The following is a 16,129-nucleotide window of genomic DNA, read 5'->3' as shown; positions in this document are numbered from 1 at the left end:
GATAGATGAGTGCTACTAACTTCTGGCCACGCGCTACTAAATACGACGTTCATGTGCTTCCACTGGATTTTCCGGGAACTCTTAGTAACACCGCGAGAGCTTTGATCAATGAAACTCTTGTTTTAACTGATATGCTCAGAGCCAATCAAAACACAGATCATCGTTGGCAGAGCCAGATCACGGCGTTAACGACGCAACGGCTTAAAACTGCCTTTCTATCACTCTCTAATCACCTGAATGACAAGGACTCTAAGCTGGCGCTAGAATGGAGAGCTCAAACGTTTGATGATCAAAATGCAAAGAAGGAGCTATGCGAGAAAATTGCTCAGATGGACGAAAAAGAACTGGTGTGCTATTCCGGTGCTATGTCGACTTGGGTGGGAAAGTCCAAAGAGCTTTTTTATTCGACCTTTTACGCAACTCCGAATGAAAATCTTCAATATGTGTCAAATGTTGTAGATGAGAATATTGATGAGGCTGTTTTAACACTTAAGAAAAATATAAACGCAGAGCTCAAATGCCTGCCGTTCTGTGGATACAAAATTGTAGATCTATTTGCTTCCTCAGGTGAGGCCAATTTATACCCCAAGCATTTCGCATATTTCATGCCTGAAGATGAGGGTGTCAAGTACGCAGGAACTAAAAGAACAATCGTGTTCGCTAACGTTTACTCTGCTTTATTTGAGAATATTTCGACACAACGTCTCGCAGTTTATGGTTGGGACAGTAGCGATCTCCCCTCCAATAATAACCTTAGCACCTACCTGATCGCCTGGTTTCGGGGGCACGATCTTGGTCACTCAATCGTAACCCCTACGACCAGCTTTCGTGCATTGAGCAAGTGTGACCGGTGGGGCTCAATGGTGGTACAGGAAGCCTTGGCAGACATTTTTGGTCTGCTAATTTGTACTACCAGTTCGATAGTTAATGAACTGAAACTGAACAAAGAAAAATTGGCCCGAGTATATTTGTTGGAGATGCTCCGTTACCTGAGAAGAGGACCGTGCGATTTCCCAGATGCGGGCGCCGCCTACGTCCAGCTCAAGTTTTTTATCGAATCGGGATGCTTGGAGTTAAAGAGTAATGGTGAAATTCATGCTGACCTTGCAGGATTCTATCCTGCGGTTTTGAGGTTGGCTGGGCATCTAACTGAGAATATTCTTCAGGGCAACATTGAAAGCGCTGAACTTTTTATGCGTAGCTATTGCCCGCATCACGATGTTGAAAACTGTACCAATATCATGGCGAACTTGGGCGTGATTACTGACACCATTGAGTATGAACAAAGAATAAGGGAGGTCTAAATGGAATTTTTTAATGGCTTCCTGCTGAGTCTTTCCTTATGCCTCGATATTGGCATAGCGAATGTTGCAATGATTACCTTAGCCATGCAGCGAGGATACTTCCAAGGCTTCTCCCTCGGTGTTGGTACGTGTATCGGCGATTTAATTTATGCCGTTTTGGCTCTTTTCGGTATGGCTGCCTTGTTGCAGTATGAGTCTGTTCGATGGACTCTTTGGGTCGGAGGCTCGGTAATTCTTTTGTACTTCACATATAAGATGCTTCGCTCTGCCGTCGTTGAAAGTCATTCCGTAGAGATTGAGGAAAACGGTACATCGTCAAGTTATCTTCAAGATTTTTCGAAAGGTGTATTCTTGGCTATGTCCTCTCCCACTGCAATACTGTGGTTTGCTGCAGTGGGTGGAGTCATTATTTCACGGTCTGGCGATCAAGGCCTACAAAGTGCCTCTCTTTTCCTAACCGGCTTCTTTGCGGCTGGTATATTCTGGGCTGGTGTACTCTGTTTTGTCGCTAGTCAAGGAGGAAGGGTGCTGGGGGAAAGGCTGCTTAAATACTCATACTATGCTTCAGCTGCCATTTTTGCTTATTTTGCGGGGTACGTCATTATCACAGGTTATGCAGAGTTTCTAGGATAGCTTTATTTCTTGTGATCGATAGTAAAGGTCAGGTGTCATAGCCATGACCTTTCTAAACGTATTAATAAAATGACTTTGGTCATAGAATCCTAGATCAGCCATCACATCGATTGGTCTAATTCCGTCTCTAATCATTCTTCGGGCCTCAATGAGCCTCAGTTGCATATGATATTGCACTGGCGCGATTCCGACCTCCTGGCGGAATACTCTTACAAAATGGTACTTGCTGAGCCCGACTGATGATGCGAGGGATGAAAGGTCGATCTTACCATCAAGGCAATCTTTCATGTTGTTTATTGCCATATTAACCGAGTGCCTTTTGCGCCCGGTAACAGGTTCATCTTCTTCTAATAGTGTGGCTAGCAGCCAGAGAATTGACTCTTCCTTGTACTCAGAAGAGCTTCGCGCAGTTAGATAGCACTCTTGTATAGCCCTAAAGATTTTTTCGTTTTTTAGGGCGCCCTGTTGCAGTAATGGATAAGAGTCTCTGTGAGCAATATTGTTATCTATCGCGACCTTTTTAATTGTGTCCGGATTTATATGTAGACTAACGAATTCGACGCCATCGCTACAGAATTGTGAGGATTGTATCGCCATTGGGTTGTATACAGTGACATATCCTGCCGGCACAATATAATCCTTGTTGTCAACCCAAATGCTTTCTGTTCCTTTTAGGTTTGCAGAAATAATATACTCTTCATGTGTGTGTTTCGGATAGGAAGTGCTGATGGCGCATACTCTTGAGCACTCAATATCTTCACCTACATAAAACCTGAATCCGTGAGTTCAACCGGCTGAAACTGTATCCAAAGCCTGCAATAACAAGGCCTTGGGCGATATAATAGCACCTGACATCCATTCACCCAGTCAGTGCATTTGGCTCATGCGTACTTTCACTCTCCAGCAATCCCGAACCGAAGTCTATACACCCCACGGCGGACTGGCCCTGGTGGGCCACTGCCTGAACCGGCACACGTCGCTTATCAAAACCGCTCGCACGGTCGCCAAGCGCCACGGTATTCCGAACATTGAGCTGATCCGCACCTACCTGGGCCTGATCACGCTGGGCAAGAGCGACTTCGAGGCGGCCGAGCCGGTACGAACAGATCCGTTCTTCAAATCGGCCATGGGCATCAAGCAGTCGCCATCTTCAGCCCGTTTGCGCCAGCGATTTGATGAAGATGCCCAAGCCCTGACGCCATTGCTGGAGGATGCCAGCGTTGAATTTCTTCAGTCCGTCGAAGCGCCGGTGTCACCACTGGCGATGGGCCATGTTGCCCTGGATATGGATGTCTTTCCCATGGACAACAGCCAGACCCATAAAGAGGGTGTCAGCTACACCTACAAGGGTTACGACGGCTATGCACCCATTGCCGCGTATCTGGGCCAGGAAGGCTGGTGCCTGGGTTGCGAGCTACGCCCTGGCAGCCAGCACGCCAATAATGGTTTTCTGGATACCCTCAAACGGGTTTTGCCCCGGGCCCGGTCACTGACGGACAAGCCCATCCTGCTGCGTCTGGACAGTGCACACGATGCCCGTGACAATCGCGACTTCCTGCGCGAGCAGGACCAGATCGACTTCCTGATCAAGTGGAACCCTCGCAAGCAGGACCCCCTGGCCTGGGCGGACAAGGCTCAGGCCCAGAAGGCCTGGACACTGGAGCGCGACGGCAAGATGGAAGCGGTTCTGTCAGAAGACCTTCCGGACGAACCCGGTCTGCGCCGCATCGTGAAGGTCACTGTTCGCACCAGTGATGCCGCTGGCCAGTTGTACCTGGAGCCGGAGGTCAGCCTCGAAGGCTGGATTACTTCCTTACCAGTCGACGAGGTCAGTGACCAACAAGTCATGGCGCTGTATAGCGACCACGCCACCAGCGAACAGTTTCACAGTGAGTTCAAGACCGACCTGGACCTGGAGCGCCTGCCCTCCGGCAAGTTCGACACCAACAACCTGGTCATGGCCTTCGCCACCATGGGTTACAACGTGCTGCGCTGGATGGGCCTGAGACTGACCGCCCCAGATGCGCCAGTGCGCCATCCGGCCAAGCGCCGCCGCCTGAGAACGGTGATGCAGGAACTGATGACCATGGCCTGCCGCCTGGTGCACAGCGGCCGGCAGTGGATTCTGCGCTTTGGTCGGCACTGTCCGGGCTTTGCCGTTTACCGCGACCTCTATGGAAGCCTTGCCGCCTCCGGTTAAGCAAGTCCGACAACAGCCGCTACCTTAAAGCCACCCGGAAAACCAGCCCGGGGCAACCCGCTATTGCCTGACGACCAGAAGTTGATCAAAACGCGCCCAAATTTGGCCGCTGATCGACGTCAGACTGCACGTTCCGGCATTATCAACCTGCTTTTGACCAAGTGATGGCTCCTGTTAGCGCCGATGGCGCTTTGCGGAGTATACTGGCCTGCAAAGTCACTGATTCAGGTAAAAATCCTCAATTCCGATACTCACCAGTAATTCTCCTAGGGAGGCTCTGAATAAGTCTCAAAATCAGCGATAATACGGTCACCGTCAACCGCACAGGATTCGTTGCCACCATGGATCAGATTACCTTCTCCGAAGCTGAGTACCAGACCAAGAAGCGCAAGACCCGCCGCGAGATCTTTTTGGAGCGGATGGACAAGCTGATTCCGTGGAAGCAGTTGGAGAAGAAGGTAGCCCGATATTATCCCAAGGGCCAGACCGGCCGACCACCGTATCCGCTGCCGACCATGCTGCGAGTCCACTGCATGCAGTTGTTCTATAACCTCAGCGACCCAGCCATGGAAGACGCTCTTTACGAGATCGAATCCATGCGGCACTTCGCTGGTCTGAAGCTGGACCGCCTGCCGGACGAAACCACCATTCTCAAGTTCCGCCATTTCCTTGAACGCCACGGACTCGGCAAGGTGCTGTTCAAAGAAGTTAACAAGCACTTGGAAAAGAACGGCCTGATGCTGCGCGAAGGCAGCATTGTGGATGCCAGCATTATTTCGGCACCGAGTTCCACCAAGAACAAAAGTGGTCAGCGGGATCCAGAGATGCACCAAACCAGGAAGAGCAATCAATGGTATTTCGGCATGAAGATGCACATCGGCGTTGATGACACGCTCGGACTGATCCACAGCATCGACACGACGGCCGCCAACGTCCACGACATTGTGCCGGCCGGCAACCTTCTTCACGGTGACGAGCAGCGCGTGTTCGGTGATGCCGGTTATCTTGGCATTCAAAAGCGGGATGAGCATAAGGATCGCAAAAACGTCTCTTGGTTCATTGCCAAACGCCCCGGTTCTCGTAAAAAACTGGACGACCGAAAGTTGAAGGCTGAAAAGCTCAAAGCCAGCGCCCGTGCCAAAGTGGAACATCCGTTCCGGTACATCAAACAGGTCTTTGGCTACAGCAAGGTTCGCTATCGCGGCCTGGCTAAAAACAGTAACCGATTACACTTGCTGGCCGCGTTCAGCAACCTGCTGATGGGTGAAAAATACCTGCTGGCGTAGTGCCAGTGCGCCTGTTTTCCGCCGGAATCGCGGGAAACGGGCAAAAAATGAACAAATAGAGGGGCTGATCGTGCCTAAATTGCCTTTGAATAGCTTTTTTTGAGCTAATAAAGTTATTCGGCAAGAAATCAGGCATTAATCAGACCCTCCCTAGAATTTTTACGAGCTCTTCAGTCCTTTGCGCATGTCTCGACATGCCATACCTGGAGTTGAAAAAGCTTACCATGTCCCTGTTGGGAGGGGATAGGTTGCGCTTTCAATGCCACCTGCTATCGCTATGGCCCATAAGGCCCATCGGTGGGTGGCTTTACGTGAAACAGGTGCCGGCATCTAAAAAATGGGATCGCCCGTGGCTTTGACCGCATAGAACAGGCAATCGCTCTTCGCAATCACCGGGTTGGTGGTGATCATGAAGGTCTTGATGGCCTGGGCGGGGTAGATTCGCCCATCCTTGATTCGAAGCACCTGTTCCATGTTCTCGGCGCGGTTGTGGCTGATCGCCGTGAGCACGTCCAGGCCTTTTTGCCCAACCCATCCGAGAGGCTCATCCGGCGACACAATCCCGAAATTCCGGTGTTCGATGTCGGGCGGAAAGGTGAGGTCCGCCTGCCCACTGGGCGTTAACCGGTATTCGATGGTCGCATCGGGTGCCAATTCCACTCGAATCGGGTTGCGCAGAACAGCAACGTTCCATTCCGCTTTCTCCAGCGATAGCACGTCAGATTGCGAGGCATACCGAACAAGCCCTTCGTACGCCAGTTGGTGCGCGTGATCATCCTGGGCCCCGCCACACTCGATGGTCACGGTGGGCACCTCCTGCTCGGAATATTCCATCAGTGCACCCAGGCGAAGGTCCGTCATGATCAGCCGGTCGGTAAAGAGCGAAGCCAGCGCTTGATGGGCAGCGTCGTTGGTGATGGTCACGCCTGCCGGGCACTTGGCGTAGCGATAACCGCCATCGGATCGTCTTCGGACATCAATGGCAGGATGGGGGGATACAAGGATGCCGAGGCTGCAAACAGCTCCCAGGCGCTGCGTGCCCAGCCGTTGCCGTAATATACCCTTGGCGGGTGTTTCCAGGTTCTGTGGTTGGGCGAGCGGCTGTCGACGGATTGTTTGAACAGGGCGATACGGGTTTCGTCCCAGAGTTGGTGGCCCCTTCCATGGTGACGTCGTCTGCTTCCAGGTTGGTGACGTCATTGCCACCGATATGGATCCTGAACCCTGGCGGCTATTTCTGTGTTGATCGGTTGAACACGCAGGTCCGGGTTTACGATGTAGAACTCGACCTCGGCACCAATGGAAGAGTCTCCCTCACCAAAGCCGGGCCGGTCCAGAAGGCGGGTGAGTGCGGTAAGGTCCGTTCGTACCTTGGCCGCAAAACGGTCAAATTCTTCCGGCGTAAATTCCGATTGTTGTATCGACAGTCCCATAGCGGTTGTGTCTCTAGTGCTGGCTTACTTTGATAGTAGCGGAAATGAGGTGTGGAAGCCGGGACAGATTTATTTTCGCAGTTTCCCTGATAGTTCAGTCGTGATTTTGAGTACTACCTGACAAACCTTCAGGGGTGGAAGGTTGGCATGAGCGTACCTATTTAGGTACACTTGGATTGCGCCAAGGAAGGGTTGTATGACAAGGAAAACAGTTAACGCCGTGTTTTGGTGGGAGTAAGAAAATGACACAGCATAAACACGTTGGCAGCTCTCTCGATGATCTACTTGAAGCTGACGGCACACTTGAGCAAGTAGAGGCTGAGGCGCTGAAGCGGGTGATCGTCTGGCAGATTCAGCAGGCGATGGGGCAAACGGGTGTGAATAAGTCTCAGCTTGCCCAGAAAATGCATACCAGCCGAACGGTGGTTAACCGCCTTCTTGATGAGAAGGATACTGGTGTAACCATCACAACGCTTGTGAAAGCGGGGCGGGCTTTGGGGATGACCTGGACATTGCAGGCCGGGGAGGATAACGGATCTCCTCGCGCGGCTTGAGTGGAGGCCTCACCCCATCTCAACGATTATCCTGGCTCAGGGTTAGAACGCCCGATTGCTGGGAGAAGTTCAGCTGCCCAAGCACGCTCATCCCCAACAACACAATGTCGGGGTCCATGGCGGGGTTGATGGTGCCGGGCACATTGTAGAATGTCATGTCGCCCAGGCGGAGTTCCTGAATGGTCGTGCTCCACACATTGACGGTGCCAGCGGCGGTATTTGCACGGCCGGATTGGCCCTTTCTAAGGCCTGCTTTTTGGGCGAGGGATTCTGAGACTGTCACGGTTGTGGCGCCGGTATCCAGGATGAAGGTGACACGCTGGTTGTTGATGGTGCCGTTCGCCAGATAATGGCCCTGGCGGTTGGCCTGCAGTTCAATCTCTGTGACGCTGCCGCGGGTGTGGCTGACTAGTTGCTGGTTGGGGTTGTTTTGTTGGGAGTCCCAGCTGCCGAAAAAATGCGTGACAGCGGCGAGCAATACAACCCAGAACACAGCGAAGTACAGGAGGTATCGGATTTCGGGTTTGATGATGCCAGGTTTGCTCATCCTGTTCCTTGTTGTGGGGCATGGGCAGGTTGTTCCAATACTACCTTGGCCACTCGCTCGGCGATAGTTTGATCGTCTTCCCGAGCATAGCCTTCCATGTTGCTCCATCAATGCCATCAGCCGAATCCTTCTGGCGTGAATTACAGCAGGCGTAGAGGGTCTCGGCTCGCCGCTTGATTTCCGGCCATTTGACCCGATTATTTCAACCATCTGACAAATCAGAGGCCGACCAATCATGACTGACATTCGACACCTGGTGTGTCCCCATTGCCACAAAGTGAATCGCGTACCGGCCGACAAGCTGTCTGCCGGTGGCAACTGCGGTGCGTGCAAACAAGCTCTCTGGCCAGACCAGGTGCTGGATCTTACGGAGCAGTCGTTTGCGGCACACACCGGGCGCAGCGATGTGCCGGTACTGGTGGATTTCTGGGCCAGTTGGTGTGGCCCCTGCAAAGCCATGGCGCCACAGTTCGAGCAGGCGGCGAAAACCTGGCAGGGTAAAGTGCGCTTTGCAAAGCTGAACACCGAACAATCACCGGGGCCGGCTGGGCAGTTTGGCATTCGCAGCATACCCACAATGATCCTGTTCCAGAACGGCCGGGAAGTGGCCCGTCAGAGCGGTGCGATGAATCAGGCGCAGATCAGCCAGTGGCTGCAATCGAGCGGGATTCGGTAGCTCCGGGAAGCCGGGACAGATCTGTTTTCTGGTGAATTAGCGGCATTTCCACTCTGAATAAGAACGTACCCGGACCCGACATGTTTAAACCCAGTTGTTACAGCTGCCGAAAAAAGTTTGAGCCATCTGCGTTGCGGGTTTCTTACTCTAAGAATTACTGTGAGAGCTGCGGCGTTGGGTTGTTTGGTGAGGAATACTTCAGCTTCCCGCCAAAGCCTGCTCCAACTATCCGGAGGAACCTGGCGGTTCATGGTGCAGTGTTGCTTCTCGCCGGTGCTTTCTTTTTGTTTTGGCTGTCTGTGAGCGTTGTTGAGTTTTTCTAAACATTTGCTGAATCGATCAGCGCGGCAATTTCCCGGTCAATGTCCTCGTGTTTCACCAGCTGATCAAACCACTGGTTGGCCACGTTATCACTGGTCAGCCCCAGCAGAGCCCCAATAATCATACCCCGATGCACGTTATCGCCGCCCAGGTTGGTGTTCACCCGCAGTGCAAGCCATGGATCGTGACGGTATTTGTAGGCGAGGTACAGTACCACCGGCCAGGAATCTGAGATGTAACATGCGGGCGAGTACATCCGGCCAACTACCTGGTTTTCTGGCAGGTTTCGTTTCAACAGGGCGGCAACATCCAGTCCCCGCGCACCTTTGGCGGCGTCTTCAAAGAGTGCTTTTATGCCGTCTTCGCCTGGCCCTTCCATCAGGCCGCACAATAAGGTTACGTAGCGGTCGCACACTTGCATCAGGCCTTCATCCGGGTGGGTGAGCGTCAAGTGTTCCCGGCAAAGGGCTTGAAGATAGGGAATGCTCGTACCCCGCAGGCGTTCCGAAAATACCAGCGGTGCGATAGTTACCAGGCCGCCAGCCGAGGGGGTATCGTGGGTGATCATGCCGCATTTTTCTGGCGGAAGGCCTTTCTCAAGGTTGGCAAAGAACCCGCGATGGTAGGATTCGGCATAGGTGTCTGGGTGGCATGGAGGATCGGCGGTCATAAAACCGATGTAGGCCTCAAGGAAGGTTTGTGAGCGATAGTGCCCGTTATCTTTCGCGAGGCAGCGCATGAGCACGCGGCTGCAAAGATAATGGGTGGTCAGGCATCGTCGATCGCCCGCACACAGCGGTGGAACAGCTCCGCTGAGTAGAACGGGTGTTCGCCTGGCCGTAGCGCCAAAAACAGCTGGCCACCGGATTCGCGGATTCCCCCCTCGATCATCAGGTTATCGCTCATCTCGAAATCCTCAATGGTGTGGCCCAGTTCGTCCTGGCAGGTTGCACCCGCCCGTTGCTGATACAGCCGGTTGTCCAGGGTGAACCCGAAGGCGGGCTTGCCCTGGCCGATCATGTAACCCACCTCGAACACAGTACCCGGATCGGCGCTAATACCGCGAAACGGTGTGAGGTTGGCAATGATGGCGTCGCAGCTGTCCATCAGTTCGCGGTTGGCCTGGTATATCCGGTGGCCACGCTCGTGTTTTACCTCCTCATCCGAAAACTCGAGCGCTGTGTCCAGCGGGTCGACGCCCTCGAATCCGGCGTCCCGGAGCAGGCGTTTTTTCTCAGCCACGATGGCCTGGTGTTCCTCTGCCGGGAAGAAGACTTCGGGGCCGGCGAGGTAGATGCGTTTTGGTTTTTGCATGTGAGTATTGTCTGTCAATTCGGCGTTGACTATTGGATACGAGCCGACCGATCGCTGGATGGGTGTGTTGGTAAGTTTAGTTCAATCCAGTCTTCCCGAGTCCCTTTGAATGTCATTCCTAAAGGCGATTGCTCAACTTTGAACATTGCGATGAACGGGCCGTCTGGCAAACGATACCAGAAATCTCTGGGCACGCAGATTTGGAAATACATTCGGTCCAGTTGATCATTTTCAAGTTGATAGGTGCACGAGTGGCGACCACCGCCACGGTATTTTGTGACTTGGTATGCTACCGTTATTGTCTCACTACTCAGCATCGTCCAGATGCGCGGGATCGTGTAACCGAAGGATAAGTGGCACATCATCCAGAGCAACAAGGGGCAACCTATGAAGGTGAGGCATTTTTTGCCAAGGCCAAATGAATGCCATTGGGGATCCGGAGTGATCTTTCCCGTGTGAAGCAGGTACCCGGCCCAAAGCGATACCACGATGACGACAAATGCCGATAGGTATAGAGCAATCGTCGCGACCTCTGGATTGGGTAAGAAGTTTTTAGGGCCGAATATCTGAGGTACTGAGAGGATGACCATTGGCAGCAGAATGACGCACAGGACTTTTTGGTGCCGATTCATGCTGGATTTAAGGCCAGTTCTTTTCATACATAATCCCTTACAGTCAGGCCGCGTAGTCCTTACGCAAGCGGGGGGTATCGTACCAAATGCTTGTGCGTAGCACAGCATACCTTTGACAGAGAGAGCTAACCCCCAAAACAAAAAATGCTCAAGGAGGAGTAAAGTGCTTATCAAATATTTCCTGGGCCACAAAAAGGCGCTCACCCTATGTGGCGGGTGCCTGGTGATTGCCCTGACGCTATACCCGATGTTCTATCGCACCTGGGCTTTCGGTTCCGATGCCTGGGGGCTGACAGTCATAGCGCTTCTTGACCCCGAAGAAGTGCCCTGGAGCCCCTCGGATTTCAATAGTCTGGCTATCCGGCCTGCAGTGGCCTACTGGCTTCTCACCAATTTCGACTGGCCCTATGAACGCTGCGGTAAAGCGATGACGGCGATGGGTGGCTGTTCGCAACCTTTGGTCAATTTCGTAGGCGCCTCGTTGGATAGGCACGATGCTGAGTCCATCATGACGCGCCGTGGCTATGCGTTACTTCGACACTTTGCCGCAAGGGGAGAGCCGTTGAACGGCTACCACAGCGGGCTGGCACCTGTGCATGAGGCCGTGCTTTACGCCAATGTGGGTTATCTCCGCGCCCTTCTGGAGTTGGGGGCGGATCCAAGCCTGCCGATTGATAGTCCGGGGAAGGACTATCATGGCTTTAACGCTTTTGAGTTTGCGGTGTTTTTGGAATCCCGGAACCAGGAAATTTATCAGACTATCCGGGCAGAGCTTGATGCTCTATAGGCGGGCTCGATCGTCCTCAACCGCTTCCGTTGTTTTAGGGTTGTTTCGCGATGGCTAAACTTATACTTATCACTCGAATTTCTCATCCAGGAGTTGCGTTATGGGTCTGGCCATCGCACTGCATGTCCTATCTGCCGTAATCTGGGTTGGCGGTATGTTTTTCGCCTACATGGCTATGCGCCCGGCAGTGGTTGAGGTGATTGATGCCTCACAGCGAGGCGCGCTCTGGTGTGCCACCTTGTCACGATTTTTTAAATGGGTATGGGCGGCGGTGATTCTGTTGCTGGTCACCGGGTACTGGATGATTTTCAGCGTGTTCGGCGGCATGGCCGGTGCCGGCTGGCATATCCAAGTGATGCAGGCGCTGGGTATTGTGATGATCCTGATCTACGCCCACGTTTATTTTGCGCCCTTCCGGCGGCTGAAACAGGCAGTGGCCAATCAGAACCCCCAGGAAGGCGGGCGCCAGGTGGGGCAGATTCGAAAGCTGGTGGGCACTAATTTGATTCTTGGGTTGATTGTGGTTGCGATTGGAGCTGGTGGGCGGTATTTGTGAGCGGGCGGTTGCTTACGTCAGCAGTTAAGTCGGTCGCTAATCTGGTAGGCGGGCGTTACGCTAAGCAATCTCCCTTTTGCTATGGTGAAGATATCAAGAAGCCAAAAAAGGAACTTTGTTATGTGGTTTCGCAGGACGATGTTACCGCTTTGCGTGTTCTTTATCGCCCCTTTGCCACCGGCCTCTGCTGAGGTTTATAAATGGGTCGATGATGCTGGCAACGTTCACTTCGGAGACCGCATTCCGGAACAACACAAGCAGTCAGGAGAGTCTGTCGACCTTTCAGTTCGCATACCTTCTGCTGAAGATCAGCGCCAGGCTGAAGCTCGTGCTGAGTCGTTGCAACGCGTAGCAGGAGAGTTGGGTGAGCAGCGACGGGAAAAAGAGCGCATGGAGGAGTCAGAACAAGTACCGGCGCAGCAGAATGTGTCTACCCTGCCGGAGGAGGTGAAGCCGGGTCAGGGGCGCCTGACCCGTGAGCAGCGTATGGCCAATTATGAAGCGGAGATGCAGCGGTATAGGGAAAGTATGGCGTGTTTTGGCAAGTACCAGATCAAGGGCGGTGGTACCAGGGGGTATGCCTTTGAGGAATGCGAGTCCGTTAAGAAACCGCGCTATCCCGATGTACGTTAGTTCTGGACCACACCCTGGTCAGTCCATACAAGGTAGGTCAGCGTTTGGTGTGAGGAATCTGATTCTGGAGCTGTGATTGCCGCTTTAAGACCTGTAGTAACCCCTTAATACCCGCCCCGACACCACCGCTGCTAATGTTTCCTGACCTGGCAATACAAACACAAGGAGACAGCCATGAGCGGGAAGAAGATTCTGATGATTACCGGTGATTTCACCGAAGACTACGAAACCATGGTGCCGTTCCAGGCACTGCAGGCCGTTGGCCATACGGTTCATGCCGTCTGCCCGGACAAGAAAGCGGGCGATACGGTCGCCACGGCGATTCATGATTTCGAGGGTGACCAGACCTACACCGAAAAGCCTGGCCACCGGTTCGCCTTGAATGCGGATTTTGATGGACTGAAGCCGGCAGATTACGACGCGCTGGTGGTGCCCGGCGGCCGTGCTCCGGAGTACCTGCGGCTTAACCAGGGTGTGCAGAAGCTGGTTCGCCATTTCTTTGAAGCCAACAAGCCGGTGGCGGCGATCTGCCACGGTGCTCAGTTGCTGGCCGCAGCAGGGGTTCTGGAGGGCCGTAAATGCTCTGCCTATCCGGCCTGCCAACCAGAGGTTGAGCTCGCAGGTGGCACCTTCGCCAGTATCGAGGTTGATCAGGCGGTCACCGATGCTAATCTGGTAACAGCACCTGCGTGGCCTGCCCATCCGGCCTGGCTTGCGCAGTTCTTCAAGTTGCTGGATCAGTAACGCAGCAGGGGCCAGGGCGCCGGCCCCTCAGTACCGTCAAGCGCCATCACCACATTCGGGGAGGCCGTTATGTGCAAGCTCTTTATCAACGCCAATTCGGAGCTTTGGGTTAGCCGCACCCACTCCCTGCGAATTGACGGCATGGTCACCAGTGTGCGGATGGAAAACGCCTTTTGGCAGGTGCTGTCGGAGCTGGCTGAGCGCGATGGCATGAATCTGCCGCAGATGATCACCCGGCTTTACCACGAGTCCATTGATGCGGGCCATGATCTCGGCAATTTCACATCCTTCCTGCGGGTTTGTGCGTTGCGGTATCTGGAATTGCAACTGAGTGGTGACGTGCCGAGGGATACCCGGGTGCCGATTGCTTCACTAGATGCAGATCGTATTCTCGCTGGTAAACGCGGTAAATCGGCAACACCGAAAGTCGTGAGTAAGGCAAGCCACTAGGCGCGCGACAACCCATATTCGCGGATACAGCCCCTGATCCTCAGTCTGTCGGTCTTGTACCGGTCGAATGCACAGGAACAAACACCAGCATCTCGTTGTTCGCCGGCATTGCATAATCGTCCTGCAGTACCAACCCCACCGCCTTGGCCAGCGCAGATAGATCCTCGATATCGCGGATGCCCATGTGTTGCGCCTGAGATCTGAGTGACTGATCAAACGCCCGATTGCTTTCACTGGTGAACTCGCCCTGGTGCCTGAACGGCCCATACAGGCAAAACGCGCCGTCATCAGGCAGGCTTGCGCCGATGCCCTGGAACATTTGTTCCACTTCTGTCCAGGCCATGATGTGGGCGGTGTTGGCAGAGAACGCCCATCGGAAATCCAGTGTGGGCCAAGGGGTGTTGCCCACGTCCAGCTTTCGCATGGGGAGAATATTTGGCAGCGCAGCCTGTTCGAGCCGGCCAATCGCCAGGTGCGCGGCCGCGGGGTGGTCCGTTGGCTGCCACTGTATGTGGGGCAGGGCTGCTGCGAAATGCACGGCGTGCTGGCCGGTGCCGGTGCCTATTTCCAGCACGGTGCCCGGTGCATTGAAGACCTCGCGCAGTCTTTCCAGTATGGGGCCTTTGTTGTTTTCGCAGGCTTGGGAAAAGGGCAGGTGGATGGTCATCAGTTGGGCTCTCCTTTTCCCGGAACGGTATCATAAAAACATGTTCTGGCCATGGGTCGGTTTGATTGGGCGCTTTGGGCTGGTTGCTCCGGCTAGTCTGGCCCCGCCACCGTCGTCAGCACCGCGGTCAGAACTAAGATCGCCATACCAAGCGTCATTTCTGCGGTGATAGACAGGCGAAGCCGCCGCGTATATCCCGCCCGTGCCAGCCGGGGTACCAGATAGAACTTGTTGAGGGCGCCGAGTGCGAGCAGCAACGAGACCAAGAATAGTTTGATCAGCAACAGCCAGCCGTAGGCGCTGTTGACCAGCCCCGAGAGTGGCTGAACCAGCAGCAGAATCATGAGTACCCCACAGATCACCAGTGCGCCAACAAAGGCCACGGCCGTCTGGCCAAAGCGCTGCATACTGGCCTGCAGTTGAGCGACCTGATGACCGTTGCTAACCCGCCACAGTGGATAGAGGGACCCTAGCCACAGGGAGATCCCCGATAGGTGAATGACTAGTAATGCGGCGCCACGGCTGTCGTTATGTAAATGTCCGGTTTGCGTAAAGGCAAACAGTAGGCTGACGGCGCCTGCAATTACCAGAGCGTAGCCGAGGCGCCGGCCTCCCCAGACTGCCACCCATAGGCCTGCCAGGGTGAGCGTAAATCCCAGCAGGTGTGCTCGTGTGGTGTCTCCTACATTGGTTTCCCAGATAATGTTCGCGATGTCCGGGTCGAAGGCACCGGCGATGCCGCCTCCAAATGCTGCCCCTGTGTGCACCGGAAAACTGGCGGCAGTAGCTGACAGCCCCAGCACTCCTGCCGCAAGAATGTAGCTATGCATCGACTGCTCTATGCCGTGAGGTTTAAGCAACCACAGGCAGAACAGGCCGCCAATCACCCCTGCGGTGCTGAGATAGATCAGCACCTTGGTGGCGATGGTTAGAAGGGTCCAGATGTCCATGGCGGTCAGTGGTGACCCTCATGTGCATCCTGGCCGGAGGCTGAGTCTTGGTGACTCTCATGGGCCTCAGCGCTCTCTCCCAAGTGAAAGCTGAAGCCGCCGGTCATGGTGTGGCCGTCGTCGGCCATGGCGCGCCATTCCACTTCGTAGTGCCCTTCTTGAAGTGTTGGCAGGTCAATCCGGTAATCGGTTTTGGATTCGCGGCTGGGCCGGAAATCCACTCGTACCCGCTCGCCGGCACCGTCGGTCAGGTTTACGCGCATCAGTCTTACGGTGTCGCCGAAACGGAGTTCCAGGTGTTCCGGGGACGTTTGCACATGCTCGTCGCTTGCGGGTGACGAATACACCACATCCGTGTGGGCGTTGACCAGGCTGGCGCTGGTGAGGGTGACAAACATCATTAGCAGGGGCAGAAGCAGGTGTTTTGTCATTGGTCTTTCTC

At 54.1% G+C, this 16,129-nt stretch carries 21 protein-coding genes; 11 read left to right on the top strand and 10 right to left on the bottom strand.

Annotated features, from left to right (window positions below; translation table 11 throughout):
• The first annotated feature begins 5 nt into the window (after window positions 1-5).
• Window positions 6-1,304 (top strand): hypothetical protein, encoded by a 1,299-nt coding sequence (locus tag FIV08_RS14565; protein WP_152438852.1) that lies wholly within the window; start codon window positions 6-8, stop codon window positions 1,302-1,304.
• Window positions 1,305-1,937 (top strand): LysE family translocator, encoded by a 633-nt coding sequence (locus FIV08_RS14560; protein ID WP_152438851.1) that lies wholly within the window; start codon window positions 1,305-1,307, stop codon window positions 1,935-1,937. It begins immediately after the preceding gene.
• Here FIV08_RS14560 and FIV08_RS19985 read toward each other — a convergent pair.
• Window positions 1,929-2,690 (bottom strand): AraC family transcriptional regulator, encoded by a 762-nt coding sequence (locus FIV08_RS19985; RefSeq protein ID WP_416376924.1) that lies wholly within the window; start codon window positions 2,688-2,690, stop codon window positions 1,929-1,931. The genes FIV08_RS14560 and FIV08_RS19985 overlap by 9 nt on opposite strands.
• A 130-nt stretch (window positions 2,691-2,820) precedes the next feature.
• Here FIV08_RS19985 and FIV08_RS14550 point away from each other — a divergent pair, with 130 nt between their 5' ends.
• Together FIV08_RS14550 and FIV08_RS14545 are read left to right on the top strand one after the other, a co-directional pair.
• Window positions 2,821-4,137 (top strand): IS1380 family transposase, encoded by a 1,317-nt coding sequence (locus FIV08_RS14550; RefSeq protein WP_152438849.1) that lies wholly within the window; start codon window positions 2,821-2,823, stop codon window positions 4,135-4,137.
• A gap of 341 nt (window positions 4,138-4,478) precedes the next feature.
• Window positions 4,479-5,423, top strand: a complete 945-nt coding sequence (locus FIV08_RS14545) for an IS5 family transposase (protein WP_152438848.1) — start codon at window positions 4,479-4,481, stop codon at window positions 5,421-5,423.
• Between the two features lie 330 nt (window positions 5,424-5,753).
• Here FIV08_RS14545 and FIV08_RS14540 read toward each other — a convergent pair whose 3' ends face one another.
• Complete coding sequence (locus FIV08_RS14540) at window positions 5,754-6,347, bottom strand: hypothetical protein (RefSeq protein ID WP_228715426.1); 594 nt, start codon at window positions 6,345-6,347, stop codon at window positions 5,754-5,756.
• 272 nt (window positions 6,348-6,619) lie between these two features.
• On the bottom strand, window positions 6,620-6,856 hold the full coding sequence (locus FIV08_RS19840; protein ID WP_228715425.1) for a hypothetical protein: 237 nt from the start codon (window positions 6,854-6,856) through the stop codon (window positions 6,620-6,622).
• A 242-nt stretch (window positions 6,857-7,098) separates the two neighbouring features.
• On the opposite strand from FIV08_RS19840, the gene FIV08_RS14530 reads away from it, so the two are divergent.
• Window positions 7,099-7,410, top strand: coding sequence for a helix-turn-helix domain-containing protein (locus FIV08_RS14530; RefSeq protein ID WP_058092288.1), 312 nt, complete (start codon window positions 7,099-7,101; stop codon window positions 7,408-7,410).
• Between the two features lie 19 nt (window positions 7,411-7,429).
• On the opposite strand, the gene FIV08_RS14525 is transcribed toward FIV08_RS14530, so the two are convergent.
• Window positions 7,430-7,957 (bottom strand): retropepsin-like aspartic protease family protein, encoded by a 528-nt coding sequence (locus tag FIV08_RS14525; RefSeq protein WP_152438847.1) that lies wholly within the window; start codon window positions 7,955-7,957, stop codon window positions 7,430-7,432.
• Window positions 7,958-8,192: 235 nt separating this feature from the next.
• Between FIV08_RS14525 and trxC the strand changes: the two genes are divergently transcribed.
• Window positions 8,193-8,633, top strand: coding sequence for a thioredoxin TrxC (gene trxC / locus FIV08_RS14520; protein ID WP_152438846.1), 441 nt, complete (start codon window positions 8,193-8,195; stop codon window positions 8,631-8,633).
• Window positions 8,634-8,952: 319 nt separating this feature from the next.
• Here the strand turns inward: trxC and FIV08_RS14510 are convergent, their stop codons facing one another.
• From FIV08_RS14510 to FIV08_RS14500, 3 genes are read right to left on the bottom strand one after another with little or no spacing between them, the layout of a single operon-like run.
• The gene (locus FIV08_RS14510) at window positions 8,953-9,693 is read right to left on the bottom strand and encodes an ADP-ribosylglycohydrolase family protein (RefSeq protein ID WP_152438845.1); all 741 of its coding nucleotides are present in this window, start codon (window positions 9,691-9,693) and stop codon (window positions 8,953-8,955) included.
• A 29-nt stretch (window positions 9,694-9,722) separates the two neighbouring features.
• Window positions 9,723-10,268, bottom strand: a complete 546-nt coding sequence (locus FIV08_RS14505) for a nucleoside 2-deoxyribosyltransferase (RefSeq protein WP_152438844.1) — start codon at window positions 10,266-10,268, stop codon at window positions 9,723-9,725.
• Between the two features lie 29 nt (window positions 10,269-10,297).
• Window positions 10,298-10,927 (bottom strand): hypothetical protein, encoded by a 630-nt coding sequence (locus FIV08_RS14500; protein ID WP_152438843.1) that lies wholly within the window; start codon window positions 10,925-10,927, stop codon window positions 10,298-10,300.
• A gap of 136 nt (window positions 10,928-11,063) precedes the next feature.
• Between FIV08_RS14500 and FIV08_RS14495 the strand changes: the two genes are divergently transcribed.
• The 5 genes from FIV08_RS14495 to FIV08_RS14475 all read left to right on the top strand — a co-directional run bounded on the left by FIV08_RS14495 (window position 11,064) and on the right by FIV08_RS14475 (window position 14,070).
• The gene (locus tag FIV08_RS14495; RefSeq protein WP_152438842.1) at window positions 11,064-11,687 is read left to right on the top strand and encodes an ankyrin repeat domain-containing protein; all 624 of its coding nucleotides are present in this window, start codon (window positions 11,064-11,066) and stop codon (window positions 11,685-11,687) included.
• 100 nt (window positions 11,688-11,787) lie between these two features.
• On the top strand, window positions 11,788-12,243 hold the full coding sequence (locus FIV08_RS14490) for a CopD family protein (RefSeq protein WP_152438841.1): 456 nt from the start codon (window positions 11,788-11,790) through the stop codon (window positions 12,241-12,243).
• Window positions 12,244-12,363: 120 nt separating this feature from the next.
• The gene (locus FIV08_RS14485) at window positions 12,364-12,876 is read left to right on the top strand and encodes a DUF4124 domain-containing protein (RefSeq protein ID WP_152438840.1); all 513 of its coding nucleotides are present in this window, start codon (window positions 12,364-12,366) and stop codon (window positions 12,874-12,876) included.
• 174 nt (window positions 12,877-13,050) lie between these two features.
• Window positions 13,051-13,620, top strand: coding sequence for a DJ-1/PfpI family protein (locus FIV08_RS14480; RefSeq protein ID WP_152438839.1), 570 nt, complete (start codon window positions 13,051-13,053; stop codon window positions 13,618-13,620).
• A 69-nt stretch (window positions 13,621-13,689) separates the two neighbouring features.
• On the top strand, window positions 13,690-14,070 hold the full coding sequence (locus FIV08_RS14475; RefSeq protein WP_152438838.1) for a ribbon-helix-helix domain-containing protein: 381 nt from the start codon (window positions 13,690-13,692) through the stop codon (window positions 14,068-14,070).
• 40 nt (window positions 14,071-14,110) lie between these two features.
• On the opposite strand, the gene FIV08_RS14470 is transcribed toward FIV08_RS14475, so the two are convergent.
• The 3 genes from FIV08_RS14470 to FIV08_RS14460 form a co-directional block, all read right to left on the bottom strand.
• On the bottom strand, window positions 14,111-14,737 hold the full coding sequence (locus FIV08_RS14470; RefSeq protein WP_152438837.1) for a DUF938 domain-containing protein: 627 nt from the start codon (window positions 14,735-14,737) through the stop codon (window positions 14,111-14,113).
• A gap of 92 nt (window positions 14,738-14,829) precedes the next feature.
• The gene (locus FIV08_RS14465) at window positions 14,830-15,687 is read right to left on the bottom strand and encodes a copper resistance D family protein (RefSeq protein WP_152438836.1); all 858 of its coding nucleotides are present in this window, start codon (window positions 15,685-15,687) and stop codon (window positions 14,830-14,832) included.
• 5 nt (window positions 15,688-15,692) lie between these two features.
• A complete protein-coding gene (locus FIV08_RS14460; protein ID WP_152438835.1) occupies window positions 15,693-16,118 on the bottom strand; it encodes a copper resistance CopC family protein in 426 nt (141 codons plus the stop codon).
• Window positions 16,119-16,129 lie beyond the last annotated feature (11 nt).

This window comes from Marinobacter sp. THAF197a, from assembly GCF_009363275.1.
In the GTDB taxonomy this organism is placed as follows: Bacteria; Pseudomonadota; Gammaproteobacteria; order Pseudomonadales; family Oleiphilaceae; genus Marinobacter.
Note: the sequence above shows the minus strand (reverse complement) of the source record. Positions and strands in the feature narration are given on the sequence as shown.

Coding starts and splice junctions, on each gene's coding strand:
- FIV08_RS14560 (WP_152438851.1), top strand. CDS start 1,305: ATGGAATTTTTTAATGGCTTCCTGCTGAGTCTTTCCTTATGCCTCGAT.
- FIV08_RS14525 (WP_152438847.1), bottom strand. CDS start 7,957: ATGAGCAAACCTGGCATCATCAAACCCGAAATCCGATACCTCCTGTAC.
- FIV08_RS14510 (WP_152438845.1), bottom strand. CDS start 9,693: ATGCGCTGCCTCGCGAAAGATAACGGGCACTATCGCTCACAAACCTTC.
- FIV08_RS14565 (WP_152438852.1), top strand. CDS start 6: ATGAGTGCTACTAACTTCTGGCCACGCGCTACTAAATACGACGTTCAT.
- FIV08_RS14485 (WP_152438840.1), top strand. CDS start 12,364: ATGTGGTTTCGCAGGACGATGTTACCGCTTTGCGTGTTCTTTATCGCC.
- FIV08_RS14480 (WP_152438839.1), top strand. CDS start 13,051: ATGAGCGGGAAGAAGATTCTGATGATTACCGGTGATTTCACCGAAGAC.
- FIV08_RS14470 (WP_152438837.1), bottom strand. CDS start 14,737: ATGACCATCCACCTGCCCTTTTCCCAAGCCTGCGAAAACAACAAAGGC.
- FIV08_RS19840 (WP_228715425.1), bottom strand. CDS start 6,856: ATGGGACTGTCGATACAACAATCGGAATTTACGCCGGAAGAATTTGAC.
- FIV08_RS14465 (WP_152438836.1), bottom strand. CDS start 15,687: ATGGACATCTGGACCCTTCTAACCATCGCCACCAAGGTGCTGATCTAT.
- FIV08_RS14545 (WP_152438848.1), top strand. CDS start 4,479: ATGGATCAGATTACCTTCTCCGAAGCTGAGTACCAGACCAAGAAGCGC.
- FIV08_RS14475 (WP_152438838.1), top strand. CDS start 13,690: ATGTGCAAGCTCTTTATCAACGCCAATTCGGAGCTTTGGGTTAGCCGC.
- FIV08_RS14500 (WP_152438843.1), bottom strand. CDS start 10,927: ATGAAAAGAACTGGCCTTAAATCCAGCATGAATCGGCACCAAAAAGTC.
- FIV08_RS14530 (WP_058092288.1), top strand. CDS start 7,099: ATGACACAGCATAAACACGTTGGCAGCTCTCTCGATGATCTACTTGAA.
- trxC (WP_152438846.1), top strand. CDS start 8,193: ATGACTGACATTCGACACCTGGTGTGTCCCCATTGCCACAAAGTGAAT.
- FIV08_RS14490 (WP_152438841.1), top strand. CDS start 11,788: ATGGGTCTGGCCATCGCACTGCATGTCCTATCTGCCGTAATCTGGGTT.
- FIV08_RS14550 (WP_152438849.1), top strand. CDS start 2,821: ATGCGTACTTTCACTCTCCAGCAATCCCGAACCGAAGTCTATACACCC.
- FIV08_RS14505 (WP_152438844.1), bottom strand. CDS start 10,268: ATGCAAAAACCAAAACGCATCTACCTCGCCGGCCCCGAAGTCTTCTTC.
- FIV08_RS14460 (WP_152438835.1), bottom strand. CDS start 16,118: ATGACAAAACACCTGCTTCTGCCCCTGCTAATGATGTTTGTCACCCTC.